Source organism: Allokutzneria multivorans (assembly GCF_039537405.1).
GTDB classification, from domain to species: Bacteria; Actinomycetota; Actinomycetes; order Mycobacteriales; family Pseudonocardiaceae; genus Allokutzneria; species Allokutzneria multivorans.
Genome location: NZ_BAABAL010000012.1, coordinates 1 through 21,918, shown reverse-complemented (window position 1 = coordinate 21,918; position 21,918 = coordinate 1). Strand labels below are relative to the sequence as shown.

21 protein-coding genes are annotated in these 21,918 nt (G+C 70.5%); 13 read left to right on the top strand and 8 right to left on the bottom strand.

Features of this window, described 5'->3' with window-relative positions; translation table 11 throughout:
- Positions 1 to 36: 36 nt before the first annotated feature.
- A complete protein-coding gene (locus ABD798_RS17020) occupies positions 37 to 990 on the bottom strand; it encodes an LLM class F420-dependent oxidoreductase (RefSeq protein ID WP_344875840.1) in 954 nt (317 codons plus the stop codon).
- Positions 987 to 1,550: a GNAT family N-acetyltransferase gene (locus ABD798_RS17015; RefSeq protein ID WP_344875838.1), complete on the bottom strand. Its 564-nt coding sequence runs from the start codon at positions 1,548 to 1,550 to the stop codon at positions 987 to 989. Before ABD798_RS17015 ends, ABD798_RS17020 begins: the two co-directional genes overlap by 4 nt.
- 69 nt (positions 1,551 to 1,619) lie before the next feature.
- Here ABD798_RS17015 and ABD798_RS17010 point away from each other — a divergent pair, with 69 nt between their 5' ends.
- The 7 genes from ABD798_RS17010 to ABD798_RS16980 all read left to right on the top strand — a co-directional run bounded on the left by ABD798_RS17010 (position 1,620) and on the right by ABD798_RS16980 (position 10,458).
- Positions 1,620 to 2,072: a nucleoside deaminase gene (locus ABD798_RS17010; protein WP_344875836.1), complete on the top strand. Its 453-nt coding sequence runs from the start codon at positions 1,620 to 1,622 to the stop codon at positions 2,070 to 2,072.
- A 36-nt stretch (positions 2,073 to 2,108) separates the two neighbouring features.
- A complete protein-coding gene (locus ABD798_RS17005; RefSeq protein ID WP_344875834.1) occupies positions 2,109 to 3,962 on the top strand; it encodes a glycoside hydrolase family 2 protein in 1,854 nt (617 codons plus the stop codon).
- Positions 3,963 to 4,489: 527 nt separating this feature from the next.
- A complete protein-coding gene (locus ABD798_RS17000; RefSeq protein ID WP_344875832.1) occupies positions 4,490 to 6,004 on the top strand; it encodes a diguanylate cyclase domain-containing protein in 1,515 nt (504 codons plus the stop codon).
- A 16-nt stretch (positions 6,005 to 6,020) separates the two neighbouring features.
- On the top strand, positions 6,021 to 6,998 hold the full coding sequence (locus ABD798_RS16995; protein WP_344875830.1) for a helix-turn-helix transcriptional regulator: 978 nt from the start codon (positions 6,021 to 6,023) through the stop codon (positions 6,996 to 6,998).
- 135 nt (positions 6,999 to 7,133) lie between these two features.
- On the top strand, positions 7,134 to 8,474 hold the full coding sequence (locus ABD798_RS16990; protein WP_344875828.1) for a cytochrome P450: 1,341 nt from the start codon (positions 7,134 to 7,136) through the stop codon (positions 8,472 to 8,474).
- On the top strand, positions 8,471 to 9,742 hold the full coding sequence (locus tag ABD798_RS16985; protein WP_344875826.1) for a hypothetical protein: 1,272 nt from the start codon (positions 8,471 to 8,473) through the stop codon (positions 9,740 to 9,742). Before ABD798_RS16990 ends, ABD798_RS16985 begins: the two co-directional genes overlap by 4 nt.
- Positions 9,739 to 10,458 (top strand): hypothetical protein, encoded by a 720-nt coding sequence (locus ABD798_RS16980; RefSeq protein WP_344875824.1) that lies wholly within the window; start codon positions 9,739 to 9,741, stop codon positions 10,456 to 10,458. Before ABD798_RS16985 ends, ABD798_RS16980 begins: the two co-directional genes overlap by 4 nt.
- A 33-nt stretch (positions 10,459 to 10,491) precedes the next feature.
- Here the strand turns inward: ABD798_RS16980 and ABD798_RS16975 are convergent, their stop codons facing one another.
- Positions 10,492 to 10,851, bottom strand: coding sequence for a hypothetical protein (locus ABD798_RS16975; protein ID WP_344875822.1), 360 nt, complete (start codon positions 10,849 to 10,851; stop codon positions 10,492 to 10,494).
- A gap of 251 nt (positions 10,852 to 11,102) precedes the next feature.
- Complete coding sequence (locus tag ABD798_RS16970) at positions 11,103 to 12,860, bottom strand: AfsR/SARP family transcriptional regulator (protein ID WP_344875820.1); 1,758 nt, start codon at positions 12,858 to 12,860, stop codon at positions 11,103 to 11,105.
- A gap of 164 nt (positions 12,861 to 13,024) precedes the next feature.
- On the opposite strand from ABD798_RS16970, the gene ABD798_RS16965 reads away from it, so the two are divergent.
- Positions 13,025 to 13,807 (top strand): SGNH/GDSL hydrolase family protein, encoded by a 783-nt coding sequence (locus tag ABD798_RS16965; protein ID WP_344875818.1) that lies wholly within the window; start codon positions 13,025 to 13,027, stop codon positions 13,805 to 13,807.
- Here the strand turns inward: ABD798_RS16965 and crtI are convergent.
- A complete protein-coding gene (crtI, locus tag ABD798_RS16960; protein WP_344875816.1) occupies positions 13,804 to 15,276 on the bottom strand; it encodes a phytoene desaturase family protein in 1,473 nt (490 codons plus the stop codon). The genes ABD798_RS16965 and crtI overlap by 4 nt on opposite strands.
- A 144-nt stretch (positions 15,277 to 15,420) precedes the next feature.
- Here crtI and ABD798_RS16955 point away from each other — a divergent pair, with 144 nt between their 5' ends.
- From ABD798_RS16955 to ABD798_RS16940, 4 genes are read left to right on the top strand one after another with little or no spacing between them, the layout of a single operon-like run.
- Positions 15,421 to 16,353, top strand: coding sequence for a phytoene/squalene synthase family protein (locus tag ABD798_RS16955; RefSeq protein ID WP_344875814.1), 933 nt, complete (start codon positions 15,421 to 15,423; stop codon positions 16,351 to 16,353).
- Complete coding sequence (locus tag ABD798_RS16950; protein ID WP_344875812.1) at positions 16,350 to 17,087, top strand: SDR family oxidoreductase; 738 nt, start codon at positions 16,350 to 16,352, stop codon at positions 17,085 to 17,087. The genes ABD798_RS16955 and ABD798_RS16950 overlap by 4 nt, the downstream gene beginning before the upstream one ends.
- A gap of 1 nt (position 17,088) precedes the next feature.
- A complete protein-coding gene (locus tag ABD798_RS16945) occupies positions 17,089 to 17,787 on the top strand; it encodes a class I SAM-dependent methyltransferase (RefSeq protein ID WP_344875810.1) in 699 nt (232 codons plus the stop codon).
- Positions 17,784 to 19,289, top strand: a complete 1,506-nt coding sequence (locus ABD798_RS16940; protein WP_425549237.1) for an FAD-dependent oxidoreductase — start codon at positions 17,784 to 17,786, stop codon at positions 19,287 to 19,289. The genes ABD798_RS16945 and ABD798_RS16940 overlap by 4 nt, the downstream gene beginning before the upstream one ends.
- Here ABD798_RS16940 and ABD798_RS16935 read toward each other — a convergent pair.
- From ABD798_RS16935 to ABD798_RS16925, 3 genes are all read right to left on the bottom strand, one after another.
- On the bottom strand, positions 19,279 to 19,680 hold the full coding sequence (locus ABD798_RS16935) for a hypothetical protein (protein WP_344875806.1): 402 nt from the start codon (positions 19,678 to 19,680) through the stop codon (positions 19,279 to 19,281). The two genes, ABD798_RS16940 and ABD798_RS16935, sit on opposite strands and share 11 nt — an antisense overlap.
- Positions 19,681 to 19,762: 82 nt before the next feature.
- A complete protein-coding gene (locus tag ABD798_RS16930; RefSeq protein ID WP_344875803.1) occupies positions 19,763 to 20,374 on the bottom strand; it encodes a flavodoxin family protein in 612 nt (203 codons plus the stop codon).
- A gap of 28 nt (positions 20,375 to 20,402) precedes the next feature.
- The gene (locus tag ABD798_RS16925; protein ID WP_344875801.1) at positions 20,403 to 21,365 is read right to left on the bottom strand and encodes a DUF5914 domain-containing protein; all 963 of its coding nucleotides are present in this window, start codon (positions 21,363 to 21,365) and stop codon (positions 20,403 to 20,405) included.
- Between the two features lie 344 nt (positions 21,366 to 21,709).
- Here ABD798_RS16925 and ABD798_RS16920 point away from each other — a divergent pair.
- A partial coding sequence (locus ABD798_RS16920) for a hypothetical protein (RefSeq protein ID WP_344875799.1) occupies positions 21,710 to 21,918 on the top strand: 209 nt, incomplete at its 3' end.

The window sequence follows — 21,918 nt, the reverse complement described above, 5'->3', positions numbered from 1 at the left end:
CCGGGGCCCTTTTTCGCGCGCCCGTCTTTCGAGTCGTCAGTAGGCCGCCGCCACCGCCAGGACGTCCTTGGCGAGATCGCGCGAGGGGTCCAGCGGCAGGAACTTGAGCACCGGCGTGGTGATCCCGGCGTCGGCGTAGCGCCGCACGTGCGCCGCGCACTCCTCCGCGCTGCCGTGCACCACCAGCTCGTCCACGACGTGGTCCGGCACCGCCGCCAGCGCGGCCTTGCGATCGCCGGAGGCCCAGGCCGTCCACATCGGACTCAACGCATCGCCCCTGCCCAGCCAGCGCTGGAAATCCGCGTAGGCGGGCACGGTCAGATAGCCGGTGATCAAGCGTTTCGCGACCGAGCGCACGAGGTCCGCGTTCTCCGACACGCACACGAAGATCCGCGCGACGAGCTGCTTGCCCGCGCCGACCACCGGAGCCGCCTTGGCGACGTCCGAGGCCGACAACCAGTTCAGCACCGCGCCGTCGCCCTCCGCGCCCGCGAGGCCGAGCATGCGCTCGCGCAGCGCTCCGACCACGATCGGCAACGACGGCGACACCGGGCGCTCCAAGCGGAATCCCTTGACCTGGAAGGTGTCGTAGGACTCGTCGATCCGCTCACCGGCGAGCGCGGGGCGCAGGAACCGCAGCGTGTCCCTGACGCGGCTGTACGGCTTCTCGTACGGCACGGAGTTCCACCGCTGCGCTATCGCGGGGGAGGAGGCGCCGATGCCCAGCGTGAACCGGCCGGGCGCCGTCTCGGCGACCGCCGCCGCGCTCATCGCCAGCAGCGCCGGACCTCTGGTGAACACCGAGGCGATGGCCGTGCCGAACCGCGCTTCCGGCAGCACCGCGGCGGCGTAGGCCAGCGGGGTGAACGCGTCCAGCTCCGCCGTCTCGCTGCTCCAGAAGTCGGTGTAGCCGCCGTCGTACAAGGCGCGCAACAGGTCCGCGTGCTCGTGCAGTGACTGTCCCAAGGGGACGGTGATGCCCAGAGTCATGCCTGCTTTCCCTTCCACTCGCGGTCGAGCATCGCCAGTATCAGCTCGTCGCACCACTCACCCTTGACGAACTCGTACTCCTTGAACACCGCCTCACGGCGCATGCCGAGCCGTTCCATCAGCCGCGAGGACGCGGTGTTGCGGAGGTCGCAACGGCCTTCGATGCGGTGCAGGCCCAGCTCCTCGAAGCCCAGCCGCAGCACCTCGCGCGCGGCCTCGGACGCGAAGCCCTTCCCGGAGTGGTCGGGGTGGAAGACGAACCCCAGCTCGCCTCGTCCGCTGGTCTCGCTGCGCCAGAACAGCACGACGTCGCCGATCAGCTCGCCGGTGTCCTTGCGCTGCACCGCGAGCACCATCGCGTCCCCCTCCTTCTCCAGGTACCACTGGTTCACCCGATCAGCCAACGACTCCCGCACCTGCTCGCGGGTGCGCACGTCGAAGAGCAGGTAGCGGACCACGTCGGGGCGGGACCTGATGTCGTACAAGGCGTCCAGGTCATCGGGGGTGTAGGCGCGGAGCAGCAGGCGATCGGTCTCGATCGGCAGAGTGGGGCGCAGCATGCCCCGGACGCTAGCGGCGCAGCCGGAATGGTTCATCCGGATTGCCCGCGACGGGAGCATCATGGCGTTATGGAGAACAGGGACGCGGTGCGCATGCTCGACGTCGCCCTTGCTGAGGCGCGGGCAGGGCGGGCGGAGGGCGGGATCCCGATCGGGGCGGCGTTGTTCGGCGCGGACGGGGAACTGCTCGGGCAGGGGCGCAACCGCCGCGTCCAGGACGACGACGCGTCGATGCACGCGGAGACCTCGGCGTTCCGCGCGGCCGGGCGCCAACGCACCTATCGCGGCACCACGATGGTCACCACGTTGTCGCCCTGCTGGTACTGCAGCGGGTTGGTGCGGCAGTTCGGCATCACCGGGCTGGTCGTCGGCGAGAGCAGGACCTTCGCCGGGCAGCACGAGTGGCTGGCCGAGGCCGGGATCGAGGTCGTGCTGCTCGACGACGCGCGCTGCCGCGAGCTGATGAGTGAGTTCATTTCCACCCAGCCCCTGCTGTGGAACGAGGACATCGGCGTGGACTGAATAGAGTGGGCCACCCGATTCGAGGAGGCTTCACCCGTGGACGAGCTGCACCCCCGCCCGAGGATGGTCCGCGAACACTGGATCGACCTCTGCGGTCCGTGGCGCTTCGGCTACGACGACGCCGACCAGGGCTTGGCGGAGCGCTGGCAGGACGGTGAAACGGGTTTCGACCGCGACATCCTGGTTCCGTACCCGCCGGAGTCGGAGCGCTCGGGCGTGCACGACCCGTCGCCGCACACGATCGTCTGGTACCGCAGGACCTTCGCGCTGAGCGAGCTGGGCGAGGACTTCGCGGGCAAGCGCCTGCTGCTGCACCTGGGCGCGGTGGACTACCACGCGCGGGTGTGGGTCAACGGCGCGCTGGTCGCCGAGCACGTCGGCGGGCACACACCGATCAGCGCCGACATCACCGACGCGCTCGACCGCGACGCCGACGAGCAGGTGATCGTCGTCCGCGCGCAGGACGAGGCCGAGGACCCGACGCAGACCAGGGGCAAGCAGGACTGGCTGCCCGAGCCGCACGCGATCTGGTACCACCGCACGACCGGGATCTGGCAGCCGGTGTGGCTGGAACCCGTTCCGGCCAACCACCTCTCGGAGATCCAGTGGACGCCGGACCTCACGCAGGCGCGCGTGCGGCTGGAGGCGGTGGTGACCGGCCCGCCCGCGACCTCGCTGTACCTGAGGGTGCGGCTGTGGTCGGGCGCGCAGCTGCTGGCCGAGGAGTCGCACCGCGTGCTCGACCAGGTCAGCGTGCGCGACATCGCGATCCCGGCCGCGCGGCACGGCCAGCACCTGCACGCCCTGATGTGGTCGCCGGAGTCGCCGAACCTGATCGACGCCGAGCTGACGCTGCTGGACGCCGACGGCGTGGTCGTCGACGAGGTGCACAGCTACTTCGGCTACCGCTCGGTGGACACCGCCGACGGCCGCTTCCTGCTCAACGGCCGCCCGTACTTCCTGCGGATGGTGCTGGAGCAGGGGTACTGGCCGCAGTCGCACCTGGCCGCGCCGGACGGGGAGGCGCTGCGCCGCGAGGTGGAGCTGATCAAGGAGCTGGGCTTCAACGGCGCGCGCATCCACCAGAAGGTCGAGGACCCGCGCTTCCTGTACTGGTGCGACCGGCTCGGGCTGCTGGTGTGGGGCGAGATGGCCGACGCCTACCAGTTCTCCACCGCGACCGTGGAGCGGATGACCCGCGAGTGGATCGAGGTGCTGCGCCGCGACCGCAGCCACCCGTGCGTGGTGGCCTGGGTGCCGCTCAACGAGAGCTGGGGCGTTCCGCAGATCGCCGAGCGCGAGGACCAGCGGCACTTCGCCACGGCGCTCTACCACCTCACCAAGTCCATCGACCCGACCCGGCCGGTGATCGCCAACGACGGCTGGGAGCACACCGTCAGCGACATCTGGGGCGTGCACGACTACGCGCCGAGCGGGGACTCGCTGCGCGAGCGCTACTCCGACCCGGAGTCGATCAAGCGGGCGCTCGGCGAGGGCAGGCCCGGCGGGCTGCGGGTGCTGCTGGACGACCGGCTCAACGAGGGCCAGCCGGTGATGCTGACCGAGTTCGGCGGGCTGAGCTACGTCCCGGCCAAGGGCGAGAACTGGTTCGGTTACTCCACTGTGGACAGTCCGGAGGCGTTGCTGGAGCGGCTGACCGACCTGGTCGGCGCGCTGCTGGCCAGCGACCGGCTCGCCGGGTTCTGCTACACCCAGCTCACCGACACCGAGCAGGAGACCAACGGCCTGCTCACCGCCGCGCGCGAACCGAAGGTGGACCCGGCGCTGGTCAGGGCGCTGCTGAACCGTCCGGCGCGGGCCATCCCGACCGAGGAGGTCTCCGCGCACCGCGCCGAGGCCGAACGCGCCGCCCGCGGTGACTCGGCGTGACGCCCCGCCCGTGATCGAGCCGATGACACCGGTCCCGGCGCCGCAGGGCTTGGGGCGCCGGGGTCGGTGTCGCCGGGGCTGGGTGTCGGGGCTGGGGTGTCGCGTCCGGTCAGGGTTTGCTGTCGTTGAAGACCGTCGGGGCGGGGGTTCGCGGGTCTTGAAGACCGGTGAACCCGTGGCGCGCGGGACGAGTTCTGGTCGCTGGTGGCCGCGATCCCGGGCGAGGTGAGCGCGATCCGGTGCTGCGGCGCGCACGCCTGACACGGCGCGTGTTCGGTGTTGTGCTCCATTCGTGCGAGAACCACTCGGACGGATTTGTTCCGGGTGGTGGCGTCCGCGATCCAATCCTTTTCCGAGTCACCTCGTTGCGCGTGCAACATGCAGGTCACGGCGGGCACTAGACCGATCAGCTGACGTGATCGGGATAATGCGGCGAAACCGTGCGGCGATGGTCGACACTGTTTTTCGCGATTACTACAGTGGGTAATTGTCAGCCACCTGAATTATTGCTGAATGGTCACGGAACAATGTCACCGAGGAAGTTCACCCTGCTGGCGGCGTCCGCGATCGCGGCGCTGGCCGTTGTGGTGCTCGTCGTCGTCCTCGGCTGGTTCGACCCGGTCACGACGCAGGCGCTGGACAAGTTCACCCAGGTGCTGGCCTCCTCCGTCGCCCTCGTCGGCTTCCTGGTGACCGCGCGCCGGGCCGAGGGCAGCGACCGCAGGTGGCGGTTCTGGATGGCGGGCGCGATGGGCAGCCTGACCGTCGGGCTGGTGACATGGACCTGGGGCCTGGTGTTCATGGGGATCGGGCTTCCCGCGTCCACCCTGGCGCCGATCGGTTTCATGATGACGCCGGTGTTCGCGCTGTTCGCCCTGCTCACGCTGGCGCGCGGACAGCGGCCGCCGACCACGCCCCGGCCGCGCAAACCGTGGCTGCGCGCGCTGGACACGCTGATCGTGCTCGGCGCGGTCCTGGTGCTGACGCTGGTGACGGCGGGCGAGTCCGTGGTGCGGATCTGGACCTCCGACCTGGCAGGGCTGCTCACCACCGTGCTGCACCCGGCGCTGTACCTGGTGGTGATCGTGCTGGTGCTGCTGCTGGCGCGGCGGAACCGGGTGTCGTGGCAGCTGCCCTTACTGTTCCTCGGACTGGCCTTCGTCGCGCAGAGCACCTCCGGGTGGATCTTCGCCTACCTCGTCGCCAACGGCGTCGACCGCATCCCGACCTGGGCCGACATCGGTTTCATGGCCTGCCCGGTGTTCTACGCGCTGGCCCCGTGGGCGCCGACCGCGCCGCGTCGCGAGCCGGGGCCCGACCCCTTGCGCACCGGCGACTACCTGCACCTGGCCGTGCCGTACCTGCCGCTGTTGATCACCGGCATGTTCATCGGCGTCGGCACCGCGACCGGCGTGCGGCTGGGCCCCGCGGAGGTCTACGTCGGGCTCGCCGTGGTGGCGCTGGTGATCCTCCGCCAGTTGATCACCATGACCGACAACGTCGCGCTGCTGGAGGAGATCCGGCAGAGCCAGAAGCAGTTGCAGTACCAGGCCTACCACGATCCGCTGACCGGCTTGGCCAACCGCGCGCTGTTCCAGGAGTGCCTCGGCACGGCGTTGCGCTCGTCGCAGCCGCTGATCCTGCTGTTCGTCGACGTCGACGACTTCAAAACCGTCAACGACCGCTACGGCCACGCGGCGGGGGACGAGGTCCTGTGCGCCGTCGCGGGCAGGCTGCGCGCCGCCGTGCGCGCCGAGGACGTCGTGGCCCGGCTCGGCGGCGACGAGTTCGCCGTGCTGATCATGACCGGCGACGGCGATCCGGAGCAGGTGGGCGCGCGCGTGCTCACCGTGCTGGAGGCGCCCTACGGCATTCGCGGCGAGAACCGCATGGTGCGCGCCAGCATCGGCCTGGTCTGCTTCGGCGCGATGGACCCCGACCTGTCGCCGGACGACCTCCTCGGCCGGGCGGACGCGGCGATGTACGCGGCCAAGCGCAAGGGCAAGGGGACCCTCGTGGTGCACGGCGCCGCTTCGGCGTGAGTGCGAGACTCCTCGCGTGCGCGCCGGTCGACTCCTGTCGTTGTTGATGCTGTTGCAGACCCGTGGGCGGATGTCCGCGACCGAGCTGGCTCGTGCCCTCGAGGTCTCGCCGCGCACCGTCTACCGCGACATCGAGTCGTTGTCCTCGGCCGGTGTTCCCGTCTACGCCGACCAGGGCAGGGCGGGCGGCTACCAGCTCCTCGACGGCTACCGCACCAGGCTCACCGGCCTCACCGGCGCCGAGGCCGAGGCGCTCGCGTTCACCGGAATGCCCGGTCCGGCAACGGATCTGGGCCTCAGCGCCGAGCTGACCGCCGCCGAGCTGAAGCTGATGGCCGCGCTCCCGCCCGAGCTGGCCTCCCGCGCCGCGCGCATCCGCGAGTGCTTCCACCTCGACGCGCGCGTCTGGTTCCGTGAGTCCGAGGGCGTGCCCCAGCTCGCCGAGCTGGCCAATGCCGTGTGGGACAACCGCGTCGTGCGCGTCCGCTACCGCCGCTGGGGTGACCCGCCCGAGGTCGAGCGCACGCTGTGGCCGCTCGGCGTCGTGCTGAAGGGCGGAGTCTGGTACCTCGTCGCGCGCTCGCGGGACCGCGACCTGACCTACCGCGTCTCCCGGGTGCTGGAGGTCGTCGACACCGGCTCCGCGTTCGAGCGCCCCAAGGACTTCGACCTCGCGTCGTTCTGGGAGGCGTGGGCCGAGCGCTTCGAGGTCGAGCAGTACCGGATGACCGCTCGCGTCCGCCTCTCACCCGCGGGCATGGCGCTGGTGCCCTACGTCCTGGGCTTCCACGAGAAGCGCGTGGTGCGGGCGACCGCGGGCGAGCCCGACGCGACCGGGTGGGTCACCGCCGACCTGCCGATCGAGACCATCGAGATCGGCCACACCGAGGTGCTGAAGCTCGGCGCCCACGCCGAGGTCCTCGAACCGCAGGAGCTCCGCGACCGTCTCGCCGCCACCGCGCGCGCCCTGGCGGAGACTTACTCGAAGGAGTGAGCCCAGCGGGCGCTTCAGCGCTCGATGAAGCCCCCGAAAGTGGTAGGCATACGCCTGGTTTTGCCGGTCTTTTTCTCTAGGCTGCTCTCTTCTAGTAGCCCGTATGGGCGACCAGGAAGAAGTGAAGGACCTGCCATGACCGGATCACCGAGCACGGTGCCGCGAGCACCTGGACGACTTCCGCTCCTGGGCCACGCGTGGCCGCTGCTGAGACGCCCGCTGGAGCTGTTCCAGGAGCTGCGCCCGCTCGGTGACATCGTGCGCCTGGACATCGGCTCCATGCCCGTCTACGTCCTGACCAGTCCCGACGTGGTGCACCAGGTGCTGGTCGCCGGGGCGCGCGGCTTCGAGAAGGGCAGGCTCTTCGACCGGCTCCGCCCGTTGCTCGGCAACGGCCTGCCCGTGGCCGAGGGCGAGTTCCACCGCTGCCAGCGCAGGCTGGTCCAGCCCGGTTTCCACCACACCCGCTTCGACGACTACGCGCGGATCATGGCCCGGCACGCCGAGCGGGTGGCGCTGTCGTGGGAGGCGGGCCGTCGGCTGGCGCTCGACTCCGAGCTGCACGAGCTGGTCATGGCCATCACGGCGGAGGCGCTGACCTCGGCGGAGGCGGGCAAGGACCTGGTGCGCGAGATCCACCGCTCGCTGCCGACCGTCGCGCGGGGCGTCATCATCCGGGCCTTGGCGCCCAAGGCCCTCGACCGGCTGCCCATCCCGCTCAACCGGAAGTTCGGCACCGCGGCCACCCGGTTGCTCACCGCCATCGACGACGTCATCGAGCGCTACCGCAGCGCCGGGATCGTCGAAGGCGACCTGCTGTCGATGCTGTTGACCGCGCGCGATCCGGACTCCGGCGCCGCCATGAGCGACCGGCAGGTGCGCGACGAGACGCTCACGCTGCTGGTCGGCGGGACCGAGACCACCGCGACCGCGCTGGCGTGGGTCTTCCACGAGCTCGGCAGGCATCCCGAGGTCGAGGACCGCGTTCGCGCCGAGGTCACCGAGGTGGTCGGGGACCGCTCGGTGGAGCTGGCGGACCTGGAACGCATGCCCTACCTCGACCAGGTGCTGCACGAGGGCGTCCGCCTGCACTCGCTCCCGCTGCTGATGCGCAGGGCGATCACCACCGTGACCGTCGGCGGCGTCGAGTTCCCGGAGGGCACGGAGTTCGCGCTGAGCCAGTACGCGCTGCACCGCGACCCCCGCACCTACCCCCGGCCGGAGCGGTTCGAACCGGAGCGGTGGGAGTCGATCCCGCGCTCGCAGCGCAACCGCGTCTTCATCCCGTTCGGCGCGGGCACCCGCAAGTGCCTCGGTGACACCTTCGCCTGGACGGAGATGGCCGTCATCCTCGCCACGCTCGTCACCAGGTGGCGGCTCGCGCCGGCGCCCGGTCACCAGGTCCGCGAGATCCCGGCCGCCTCGCCGCGCCCCGACGCGCTACCCATGATCGTCACCGAGGTGCCCGCACGGTGAGCACCCTGGAGGACCAGACGGTGTGGCAGCACGCGGTGACCGCCCTGCGCCGCTTCGTCGACCGCTTGGAGCCCGGCGCGTACCGGGAGTTCTCGTCGTGGCTGCTCGACGAGCCGCACCGCGCCGACCGCTGGCTCCAGCTCAACGCGTTGCGCGCGCAGATCGACATGACCAACAAGCTGCTGTCCGGCCTGCTCGACGCTGACGAGACCGAAGCCGTCGCCGCGCACATCGCGACCTACAACGTCTACCTGGTGCAAGAGGTCGTCTCCGACAACCTCGCGATCGGCCTGGCCGGGCGCGATCACGACGACGCGCGGAGTGCGCTCGTCCAGGGCTTCAACACGGCGATGATCACCGGGCTGCGCGACGACGGCACGCGCGAGGCACTGCGCCTGCTCGACGAGTTGCGCCCGCTCACCAGCGGGATCTCGCTGTTCGAGCAGAGCTTGGACGAGGCCGAGCACCGTGCGCTGGCCGCGAGCTTCGCCGAAGCCCACCCGCACATCGCCCCTCGCGCGGTCGAGTTCGACCTGCACGCCGCCCTCGCCGCCGGTGTCGAGTCCTGCCGCGCGATGACCGACTCGGTCTCCGGGTTAGCCGTCGCCGACCTCGTCCGCGACGGCGCCGCCGCCAGGTACTCCGCCGTCACGGCTCTGTTGCGGGACCGGCCCACCGACACCGCGCGCCTGCTCAGCCTCGGAACCGACTCGATCCTGGTCGTCCCGACGTTGGCCTACTACGGCGGTCTGGTCGCGGAGATCGCCCGCCCCACGCCCGGATTCCCCGCCGTGGTGGCGGACGGCCTCCTGCACGATGCGACCGCCGAGGCCGCGTTGGCCGTGCGACTGCTCAACGACGTCGGCACGGGCTTGTTGGAGCACACGCCGCGACAGCGAGAACTCGTGCTTGAGGGCACGCTCGCCGACTGCCTCCTCCGTGCGGCGGCAACGGATTCCCACCTTTTCACCAGGCTCGCCAAGGACATCCGCTTCGGCGAGTTCAACGTGTGCGTCGACGGCATCCGCGACCTTCCGGCTTCGCGCGAGTCCGTCGCGGCGTTCGAGCAGCGACTCGCCGAGCTGGGGCACGCGTACCGGAGCTGCCGGATTGCCTTGCGCGACAAGCTCAACGCCCTCACCAGGTGCACCGGCGACGACCGGCTCGCAACGATGATCTCGCGGTTCGTCGAGTTCCACCGCCACCTGTACGCCAACCCCTACGACACGACGCTCGGCGAGTACGGCATTGGCAGGGGGCAGCGATGACGACGACCTTGGACAGCGCGCTCGTTCGCACGGCGGAGGAGCTGACCGCGCGCGGCCTACCGACGCGGCACTACGTGGTGCGCGACTGCGACGGCTACCGCCCCGTCACCGGGATCGCCGCCGACGTCCACTGCTTGGACGTCCGCCTCGGGCCGGCTCTGCGCCACCCCGGGCGCTCGACGCACTGCCTGTTCCAGGTGTTCGACCCGGCTCACCCCAACCTCGGGCTCTCCCTGTGCCACGACCGAGAGGACAGTGACGGCGCGCCGGTCGACAACCACGTGCTTCCCCGGATCGGGCCCGCACTGGACCTCGTCATCACCAACACCTTGACCCCGGCGCTCAACTCCGCCCTCGCGCCGCTGGACCCGACCGGGCGCGGTCGCAGCGTGGTCGTCGGCTGCTGGCACGGCCGCCCGACGCTCGTCGATCTGGCGCTCATCCCGGTCACCGCCACCAAGCTCCTGCGCCGGTTCCGCTCGCAGGGACAGGCCGCGTTGGTGTGGGCCGACTTCCAGGCTCCCCTCGCGGAGTCGTTGAGCAGGCTGGCCGGACGCCTCATCGGAGCGCGCGACGCTCACCTGCTCCCGCGCACCGGCGCTCCGTCGGCGATCCGCGTGCCCGTGCGCGACGACCGAGGCCGCGACGCCGCGCTGAGCGACTTCTCCGACGCGCTGGACAAGGGCATCCGCCTCGCGCGGCGGCACCTGTCCTGACCGCGACGCGGGCCACGGGACACCCGAACGATCTCAGATCGTCACGCAGACGTTCCCGCCCTGCTGGACCGACCGCGAATTCTGGGCGTAGCCGCACACCAGGTGGTTGTTCGGCCGATAAAGATTCACGTCCCACCTGGCACGGTTCGTCATGGGCGATTTCTCGCCCCGCCATTCCGCGAAGAAGGCGCCCAGCTTGAATCTGTCCCCGGCCTTCCTCACCTCAACGGTGATGTCCTTGACATTCCGCCCTTCGTGCAGGGTGTGGACGCAGATGTACTGGCCGCAGGTGGTGTCGACTCGCGTTGCCGCCTGCGCGACCCCCGGTGTCAGGCTGAACGCGATGGTGCACGCGACGAGCGAGGCGATTCGGTGCGTGTTTCTTGTCAGCACGAGAACTCCTGTGAACCGAGAGGGCTGTCCAATCCCAGGAATACGGGTTCATCCAGTTTCGGGTAAGGGGTTTCATCGATAAAGGAAACATGGGCGCCGGAGATGTCGTGGACAGCTCAGCGGCGGCGGGCCGTCGTCTGTTTGCGGCGGTTAACGATGATCAACAGAGGGGTTTGGTGGTCTTGAAGACACCCCAACCCCCAGCGACACCGTGACCGGGACACGCCGCGCAATCACTCACAGGGCAGGCGCTAGGCGGAGCCGACGGCGAAGAGGCGGACAACGCCGGGGTAGCGCCAACGCTCCAGTGCCGCGTCCGCCTCCTCGTGCTCGGGCAGGAAAGACTTGGCGCACAAGCGAACCACGGTCGGCAGGTAGTACACGCCCGGCACGGTCTCGGCGAGGAAGTGCGCGTCGTGCAGCGTGGACAGGCCCTCCTCCACCCACCACCGGGGCCGCTTGGTCAGCAGGGTCAACGCCTCGGTGCCGAGGTCCTCGCGGGGCAGCAGGCCGAAGTAGCCGAGCAGTTCACGCGCGCCTTCAGGCAGGTCCCGCAGGGCGGACACCATGCGGAAGCCGTCTTCGGACAGTGCGAGCGAGTCGGCCCACCGCTTTTCGTCGGCGAGGCGGGATGCGAGGTGCGAGACCGGCCACGCGGGGTGCGCGGCGAGCAGGACGGCGGCGCTGCGCACGGCGACGGGCAGGCCGCAGCACAGGGTCGCCAGGCGCCGCACGGTGACGGGGTCGCGCAGCGCGCGGTCGCCGAGCACGGAGTTGATCAGCGCGACGGACTCGGACGCGCGGAAACCGTTGAGGTGCACCGACTTCGCGCCGCTGTGCAGCACGAGCGCGTCGAGGCGGCGCGCGCTGGTGATCACCACCTGGCAGGTCGGCGAGCCGGGCAGCAGGGGCAGCACCTGGGCGCTGCTGGTGGCCCCGTCCAGCAGCACCAACAGCTTCTTGCCGTCCACAGTGGACCGGAAGCGCGCGGCCAACGCCCGTTCGTCGCCCTGCTCCGGCCGCACCCCCAGTCCGTCGAGCAGCCGGAGCAGGGCTTGTCTCGGGGTGACCTCGCCGCGCAGGTCCACGTGCAGCTGGCCATCGGGGAAGCGCTCGCGCTCGCGGTGCGCCCAGTGCACGGCGAGCGCGGTCTTGCCGACGCCGGGCATGCCGGTGATCAGCAACGGCCCCTCGCCGGTGCTGAGCGCGGCCAGCTCGGCGTCGCGGCCGAGGAAGTCGGCGAGGTCGGCGGGCAGCTGGGCGGGGCGCAGCCGGGACGCCGGCGCTGGGGTGAGGGAGTCGGCGCGGATCGCGCGCTCCAGCTCGCGCAGCGCGGCCCCCGGCGGCACGCCCAGCTCGTCGCGCAGTGCGTCGGCGCAGCGCCGGAAGGTGGCCAGCGCCTCGGCGGGCCTGCCGCGCTGCGCGAGAGCCGTCATGAGCTGGCCGACGAGTCGCTCGCGGAAGGGGTGCGCGTCGACCGCCTCGCCGATCTGGCCGATCAGGTCGATGTCGGCGCCGATGCGCAGGCGCGCGTCGACGAGGTCTTCGAAGGCGGCGACGCGTTCCTGCTCAAGGGCTTCGGTCACCGACGGCGCGAGGCCGGGCAGGTCGACGTCGGCCAGAGCGGGACCGCTCCACAGCGCGAGCGCCTCCGCCAGCGCGGCGACGACGGCGTCGTCGCCGGTGGCCTCGCGGGCCTCGCGGACGAGGCCGCGGAAGCGGTACAGGTCGACCGAGTCCGGGTGCACGACCAGGCGGTAGCCGCCGCGCCAGGTCTCCACCCGCACCCCGGCCCTGCCGTCGAGCGCCTTGCGCACCTTGGAGACGTAACCGGACACCAGGTTCCGCGCCCGCTCGGGCGGCTGGTCGGCCCACAACAGGTCGATCAGCCGCTCGATCCGGACCGCCCGGTTGGCCTCCAGCAGCAGCACCGCGAGCACGGCCCGGTGCTTGCCGGCGCCGAGGACGAGCTCGCGAACCAGAACGGGACCGAGCACCCGGAAGTCCATTCCTGCCCCTTCACGTTGGGAACGCACGTAACGAGCACTACGGACGGTGCCTCCCCAACGTTCAGCGCATCAGGAAATTCGTTGCGGTCAGCTCAGTTGCCGAACGGGGCACCTCACCTGGTCGTGTGTTTCGGCAGGTCCGAGCGTCCTGGTACGCAGTACCCATGCGTTCATCCCGTACCGTCGCGCTGGCGCTGGCCTCCCTCGTGCCGGTCCTGCTCGCCGCCACCCCGGCCCAGGGCGCCCACTACGTCGCGCTCGGCGACTCCTTCTCCTCGGGGCAGGGGACGGCGCGCTACTACCGGGACTCCGGCGACTGCGCGCGCGGGCCGCTGGCCTACCCCGCGCTGTGGGCCGCCGCGAACGCCGTCGCCAGCTACACCTCCGTCGCGTGCTCCGGCGCCACGACCTCGGATGTCCTCAATGGACAGATCAGGGCGCTTTCGGGGAGGACGACGCTGGTCACGATCTCCATCGGCGGCAACGACATCGGCGCTCCGGCCGCCATGCGCGAGTGCACCCTCGGGTCGAAGGTCGGCTGTGACCGCATCCTCGCCAACGCCGTGAAGACGATCGCCACGACGCTGGCGGGCAAGCTCGACAGCACCTACGCGGCGATCCGCGAGGCCGCGCCCAACGCCAAGGTCGTCGTGGTCGGCTACCCGAGGATCTTCGAGCCGGGCGCGGGCAGCTGCGACGTGCTCACCCGCTCGCGCCGCGCTGAGGTCGTCTCGATCACCGACTCCCTCGCGGGCGTGATCTCCGCGCGCGCCGCGGCCGCCGGTTTCGCCTTCCTCGACGCACGGGCCGCCTTCGCCGGGCACGAGCTGTGCTCGCGCAGCCCGTGGATCAACGAGCCCGGCCTGCCCGCCGACGACTCCTACCACCCCAACCGCGCCGGTAACGCCAAGGGCTACCTACCCGCCCTCACCGCCCTGCTCAGCTAGCCCGTCACGCGGTGTGCGGCGAGTCGGCCGGAGATGAGCACCGGCGGCACGCCGACGCCGGGTGTGGTCCCGCACCCGGCGAGCACCGCGTTGACGGTGCCGCCGACCATGTTGGCCGGGCGGAACGGGCCGGTTTGCGCGAAGGTGTGCGCGGTCGCGAACGGCGTGCCCGCCGCGTGCCCCATCGCCGCCCAGTCGGCCGGCGTGACCAGGCGCTCGACCTCGATCCCCGAGCCGAAGCCGATCAACCCGCGCGCCTCCAGCGTCGCCACCAGCTCATCCCGGTAGCGCGGTCCGATCCGAGCCCAGTCCAGCGGCCCCACCTGGAGGTTCGGGCACGGCGCGAGCACGAAGTACGTCTGCTTTCCCGCAGGAGCCAGATCGGGATCGGTCGCGGTCGGCCGCGTGATCAGCAGCGACGGGTCGGACATCGGCACGCCGCGCCCGATGATCTCCGTGAAGGTCCGGCTCCACTCGTGGCCGAAGGAGATCGTGTGGTGCGCCAACCTCGGCCAGTTGCCCGTGGAACCCGCGTGCAGCACCACCGCTGACGGTGAGTACCGCAGTCCCACTGGCCGTTTCGGCGTGTGGCCCAGCAGTTGGTAGGACGTGTGCAGCTCCGGAGTCAGCACGACCGCGTCGCAGGGGATGCGCTCGCCGTCCTCCGTGTGCACCGCCGTGACCCTGTCGCCCTGTCTCTCCAGCCGCGCGACCGTGGTGTCGTAGTGGAACTTCGCGCCCGCGTTGCTCGCCGCAGCCGCCAATGCGTCCGGGATCGCGCGCATGCCACCCTTCGGGAACCAGACGCCCGCCACGGTGTCCATGTAGGCGATCACCCCATAGGCGCCGAGCGCTTTCTCCGGCGCGACGCCCGCGTACAGGGCTTGGAAGGAGAAGATCCGGCGCAGCCGCTCATCGCGCACGAACCGCCCGATCGCCGGGCCCAGCCTGCCGAAACCGCCCAGCACCGCGAGCTTCGCCAGCGCCGGTCGCACGAGGTCCAGCGGCGAGTCGAAGTTCGCGCCGATGAACGTGTCGATCTCCGCCCGGTACAGCTCCGTCAACCACGCGCGCAGCCGTGCGTAGCCCGCCGCCTCTACAGGACCAGCGACGCGCCTGACCTCTGCTTCCATCGCGTCCGCGTCCGTGTGCACGTCGATGCTCGTGCCGTCCGCGAACTCCGCGCGGTAGGCCGGGTGCAGCGGCACCAGCTCCACGTGCTCGCGCAACGACGACCCGACCGCTGAGAGCGCCTCGTCGAGCAGCTCCGGCATCGTCAACACCGTCGGCCCCGTGTCGAACCGATGACCGCCCAGGTCAAGGCGTCCCGCCCGGCCCCCAGGAACGCCGTCGCGCTCCACCACCGTCACGCTGCGCCCCGACCCCAGCAGGTGCAGCGCCGCCGACAGCCCCGCGAGCCCCGCGCCGACCACCACCACGTGATCAGTCCGTCCCGGCACCGTCCGCATGCACTCCTCCTCCGTCCCTCCCACCGTATGCCCCCGCCGCCCACTCCACCGGAGCGCGCCGACGTACGTGCTCCCGACCGGTGGTGATCGGTGTGGGCGGATAGCGTGGCGGAGTACAGGGTGGGCGAGGACGGGAGTGCTGGCATGGGCAGCCGCGAGCTCGACGCGGCCGGGATCGCCGATCCTCGGCTCCGGCGGGCGTACCTGCGGTGTCGCGCGCTCAACGCTCGCCACGGCCGCACGTACTTCCTCGCCACGAGACTGCTCGGCCCGGCACGGCGCCCCGCTGTGCACGCGCTGTACGGCTTCGCCAGGTGGGCGGACGAGATCGTCGACAATCCGTCCACAGTGGACACAGCGGAAGCGTTGGCGGACCTGGAAACCTGCCTGCTGCACGCGCTGAAGGAGGGCGAGAGCGAGCACCCGGTGCTGGCCGCGCTCGTCGACACCGCCGGTCGCTTCGACATGGAGCACGCGCTGTTCACCGACTTCATGGCGTCGATGCGGATGGATCTGACGGTCACCGAGTACGCCACGTTCGCCGATCTCGGCCGCTACGTGCGCGGCTCCGCCGAGGTGATCGGCCTCCAGATGCTGCCGGTCCTCGGCACGGTGGGGCCTCGTGCGGAAGCGGCTCCCTACGCGGCTCGGCTCGGCCTCGCCTTCCAGATCACGAACTTCCTGCGCGATGTCGACGAGGACCTGGAACGCGGGCGGATCTACCTGCCGCTCGCGGAGCTGGCAGCCTTCGACGTCGACCGCGAACGGCTCACCTGGTGCCAGGAGCGCGGCAGCGCCGACCAAGCCGTCCGAGCAGCCCTCGCGCACCTCATCGCGCTGAACTACGCGGACTACCGCGCGGCAGCACCGGGCATCGACCTGCTCGCGCCGGAGTCGCGGCCCTGCGTGCGCACGGCTTTTCGGCTCTACAGAGGCATTCTTGACGAGATCGTGGCGGCGGAGTACGACGTGTTCGCGCGTCGCGCGGTGGTGCCCAAGGCCCGTAGGCTCGCGGTCGCCGTACCCGCGCTCGGCGCGGCCCTGCTCACCCGTGGTTTCCAGGAGGTAGCTCGATGAGCCGTCCCATCACCGTCGTCACCGGCGGCGGCAGGGGGATCGGAGCCGCGATCTGCGTGCGGCTCGCGGCGGACGGGCACGACGTGGTGATCGGCTACCGCAGCGACCGCGAGGCCGCCTCCGCGGTCGCCAAGGAGGTCGGCGAGCGCGGCGGCCGGGCGTTGCTGGTCGCGATGGACACAGCGGTGGAAGCGGACGTCGAGCGGCTCTTCGACGTGGCGGCCGGCGAACTCGGACCGATCACCGGGCTGGTCAACAACGCCGGTGTGACGGGGAAACTCGGCGCGCTGGTCGACACGAGCACGGAGGACCTCCGCCAGGTCCTGGACGTCAACGTGCTCGGTTACCTGCTCTGCGCCCGCCGTGCGGCCAAGGACATGGCCGGGCGGGGCGGGGCGATCGTGAACATCTCCTCGGCCGCGGCGACGCTCGGCAGCCCCGGCGAGTACGTGCACTACGCCGCGAGCAAGGCGGCGACGGACGCGATGACCGTTGGCCTGGCGAAGGAACTCGCCAAGGACGGCATCCGCGTCAACGGCGTCGCGCCCGGCACGGTGCACACGAGAATTCACGCCGACATGGGAGATCCGGACCGGCCCAACCGCGTCGCGAGCCGCATCCCGCTCGGCCGCGCCGGGCAACCGGAGGAGATCGCGGGCGCGGTGTCGTGGCTGCTCTCCCCGGACGCCTCCTTCACCACGGGCACCACGATCAGGATCGCGGGCGGGCTCTGAGATGAAGGTGCTCGAAGGCTTCGACAAGGCCGCCGCGGACTACGACCGCCTGGTCGGCGCGAACCCCGGTTACCACGCTCAACTGCGGTTGTCCGCGCGCCGCATGGGAATTCCGGACCAGGGGAGAGGGCAGCGGCTGCTCGACCTCGGGTGCGGGACGGGCGCTTCGACGGCGGCGCTGGTGCGAGCGGCTCCTGAAGCGGAGATCGTCGCCGTCGACGGCTCGGCGGGAATGCTGGCTCGTGCCAAGGAGAAGCAGTGGCCTTCGTCGGTGACCTTCGTGCACTCACGAGCCGAAGACCTTGCCGAAGCTGGGGTTCGCGGCCCGTTCGACGGAGTCTTCGCTGCCTATCTGGTGCGAAACCTGCCCGAGCCTGATGGTGTTCTGCGTGCTGTGCACGAACTCCTTCGGCCGCGAGCGCCGTTCGTCGCGCACGAGTACTCCGTCGCGGACTCGCCGTTGGCCAAGGCCGTGTGGACGGCGGTGTGCTGGTCGGTGATCATCCCGGCTGGCCGCCTGGTCTCCGGAGACGCGTCGCTGCACCGCTACCTGTGGCGCAGCGTGCTCGACTTCGACGGCGTGATCGACTTCGAGAACAGGTTGTCCCGCAACGGTTTTGACACCATCCGGACCGGCAGGATGTCGGGGTGGCAGCGCGGGGTCACGCACACGTTCTTCGCCAGGAGGGCATCGCGGTGAGCCCGCTGCCCGGCCGGGACCGCCGCGCCGTCTTCCACGCGGCCCGCTCCGGCAGTTCCCGCGCGGGTGATCAGGTCGTGGCCGTGGTGGGCGGCGGGATCGCGGGTCTCGCGGCGGCGACGGCCTTGGTGGAGCGCGGAGTCCGGGTCGTGCTCTGGGAACGCGAACAACACCTCGGCGGGCGCGTCGGCGGCTGGCCGACGACCTTGACGGACGGCTCCCAGGTCTCGATGAACCGGGGCTTCCACGCGTTCTTTCGCCAGTACTACAACCTCCGTGGGCTGCTGCGCCGCACCGATCCCCTGATGTCGCGGTTGACCCCGATGCTGGACTACCCGCTCGTGCACAGCGACGGCTACCGCGACACCTTCCAGAGCCTGCCGAAAACCCCGCCGCTCAACGCTTTCGCCTTCGCGTTGAACAGTCCGACGTTCAGCCTGCGCGACATCACGCGCCTCAGCGCCCGCGCGGCGCTGCCGCTGGTGGACGTGCGAATCCCGGAGACCTACGAGAAGCTCGACGACCTCAACGCGGCTGAGTTCCTTGAGCGACTGCGTTTTCCCGCCGCAGCAAGGCATTTGGCGTTCGAGGTGTTCTCCCGCAGCTTCTTCGCCGCGCCGACCGAGCTGTCCGCCGCCGAGCTGGCGACGATGTTCCACCTCTACTTCCTCGGCTCCAGCGAGGGCTTGGTCTTCGACGTGGCGGCCGACTCGTTCGCGACGCTGTGGAACCCGCTGGGCGCCTACATCCGTGCGCGCGGAGCCGAGATTCGCCTTGGTGCAGCGGTGGAATCGATCACTCCGGGTGGTTCTCGGCGCTTCGTCGTCGACGGCGTCGAGGTCGACGGCGTGGTGCTTGCCGCCGACGTTTCGGGGCTGCGCGGGCTGATCGACCGCTCGCCGGAACTCGGCGACGCAGCTTGGCGCGCGCGTGTTCAAGACCTCCGCGCCGCGCCGCCGTTCCTGGTATCGCGGTTGTGGCTCGACCGGCCCGTGCGCCCGGAGCGGCCAGGGTTCCTTGGTACGAGCGGATATGGCTCGCTGGACAACATCAGCGTGCTCGACCGCTACGAGCGCGAGTCCCGATCTTGGGCTGCGCGCACGGGAGGCTCGGTCGTCGAGCTGCACGGCTACGCACTGACCACTGTGGACGATGCGCGCGCGAAGCTGCTCGCCGAGCTGCACCGCGTCTTCCCCGAGACCGCCTCGGCGCGGATCGTCGACGAGCGCCACGAGCTGCGCGAGGACTGCCCGCTGTTCCCGCCCGGCGGTTTCGTGAACCGGCCGACCGTGCGGACGCCGCAGGAAGGCTTGGTGCTAGCGGGAGATCTCGTGCGCATCGACCTCCCCGTCGCGTTGATGGAGCGCGCGGCGACCACCGGTACGCACGCCGCGAACGTGCTCCTGGAGCTGTTCGGGGTTCGAGGCCATCCACTGTGGACGGTCCCGGTCGCCGGTCGGTGGGCGCCCCTGCGCGCTCTCGCCGCGAGGTTCAGCCAGTAGGCGTCAGCGTGCGGTTGCGGCGCGCTTGGATGGCCGTCCGCACGAAGTGCGCCGCGGTCGGGCGCACGGGAACCGTGTAACCGAGGTTCCAGAGGTGCCACGACAGCGTTGTTCGCATCCACTGCCCTTCGGCGAGCTCGTTGAGCGCCACCACGCCCGCGACCGTCGTCCGGTTCGCGCCCGGAAGGCGGTTGAGCACGCGCTGCGCGAGCCGCGACGGCTGGGCCAGCCAGCTCGGCGTGAGGATCACCACGACCGAGTACTCCTCGACCGAGACCGGCACGTCCGTCGCGGGCAGGCTGTCGACGGTCACTCCCCATGAGCGCAGATCCGAGCTGATCACGGCCTCCGAACGGCCGTCGAGGGTGCAGTCGAGCACCAGTGCGCGCATGTGGGGACTCCTGTGGAGGTGTTGGGGTGCGGCACCGGTTCTACCCTGTGAACGGCCCTCACAACCTCACACGATCGTGTGATCAACTTCTCGGCGGAGGAATCGGCTGGTCACGCAGGGCCGCTGCCACGGCGACCAGGTTCCCCGCCATCGCCCGACCGGTGCTGTGCGACCAGTCCTTGCCCTCATCGGTGTCCGCATAGGACGGTCCGGGTCCCGGCCCCCGGTTCCAGTACGTCCACGCCTGTCCGGGGACCGTGTAACCGATGTCACCGAGCCCGCCGCAGATCTCGCTGATCACGTGGTGCGCGCCGTCCTCGTTGCCGGTCACGACGACTCCGGCGACCCGGTTGTAGGCCACCGGGCGCTCCTCGTCGTCGGTCTCGGAGATCATCGCGTCCATCCGCTCCAGCGCCCGCTGCGCGATCGACGACGGCCGCCCCACCCACGTCGGCGTCGCGAACACCAGGATCTCGGAGCCCAGGAGCTTCTCGTGCACCGCGGGCCACGGGTCGCCCTCGCCGAGGTCCGTGTCCACGCCCGGCGGGACGTCCAGGTCGACCAGGCGCACCTCCTCGACCGCCACGCCGAGCTTCTCCAGCTCGGTGCTGACGACCGAGGCCAGCATCTCCGTGTTCGACTCGGCCGGGGACTTCTTCAAGGTGCAGTTCAGCACCACTGCGCGCATCGTCATGCCGCCCGGGTACCCAGGCTTCGGCGGGCTATCCGGGCCAGCGACCGTCTTTGCGCAGCGCGAATCGGCGCTCCGCGTAGGCGATGTCGTCCCGCCACAGCCGCTTCGCCGCCCACCGCATCGCCGGGCGCACCGCCCCCGCCACGCGCCGCGCGTACGCGAAACCCGGGCGTGGCGAGTGCGCGATCGTCGCTTCGATCACCGCCGTCCTGCCCGGCGCGATCGGCGTCGCGTGCGTCTCCACCACGCTGCCCACGCCTTCGCCCTCCACGATGTGCATGACCACCGTGCGCGGCTCCGGGCAGCTGAACCGCGCCAGCACCGGCACGCCGACGTTCTTGGCCAGGCGGAACGTGACCTCCACCAGGAACTCCTCCTCGCCCGCGTCCAGCACTCGCAGCTCCGCGAAGGAGTACGGGTGGAACCAGGCTCCGTGCCACGGGTCGAGCCGGTTGAACACCACGTCCTCGGGCTCGCACCGCCCCAGCACCGTCGCCACCGCCGAGATCGCCTCCGCGCGCGGCGGCCGCTCCGGCAGCACGGGCTCTGCGAGGGGTACCTCGCCACCCACGTGGTCCAGGCGCACCCACGCGAGCACCCCGTCGTCGTGTGCCGGGTAACGCTTCCAGCCCGCAGTTGGCTTGTCTCCCAACGACAATCCGTGCCACCGGCACACCAGAGCCCCGCTGTCCACCGCCGCGTCGCACAGCGGAGCACCCAGGTGCGGACACGCACCCGGTCCCACGCGCAGCTCTCCGTCCGGCGTCCGCCAAGCCACCAGCTCCTGCCCCGCCACATGCCGCCCGAACGGCTTGGCGGAGGTGATCTCCGAGCTTGCCGCGAGCACGAACCAGTTCCCGGAAGGCTTTCTCAGCGCTGTGTCCAAGGCTGCCTTGATCAGACTGGGTTTCGCGCCGCGCCAGGTTGGTTCCTGTCGCGCCCACGGAGGCGGGGAGATGGGCCGGATCGGCCAGTTCTTCGGCCAGCTCATGGTTGTGACAGTAGGCCTGTTGTGGTGGTCGTGCTGCTTTGGGATGGCTGGGGTTTCAGCCTGTGCTGGGGTTCCTGGTGGGGGACGGCTGGGCTTCCAGCCCGCGCCGGTACCAGCGTGGGGGTCGGTTTGACCTGGGGCCCCTTGCGCGTGCCGTGGTAGGCCGGGCGGGCACGGGATGGATCCCGGCCCTCGCGGACAAGCGTATGGCACGCGCACCCCAGGTAAAACCGACCCAGTTTCGCTCGCGGCTGAAAGTCCCGTTTTCCCTTAGCCTGCAACGGATTTGACGCTGTCAGAGAACGTTGTAAAATTGGAGGTAGCCAACGAGGGGAGGTGTAAACATGTTGGATATCTCAGAACTCCAGACACATTTGCTAGATCATCTTCAAGCACACGACGTCTATACGCTCTCCGAGAAACAGCACCTGAAGTTCCTTGCGGATCTGGAGAAGCTCTCGAATCTGGTGACAGCGGTCAAAACTGATGCCGCGACCCATGCGGAGGAGCGTGGTCTGCACACCTCGCAAGGATGTAGGAGCTTGTCGACGTT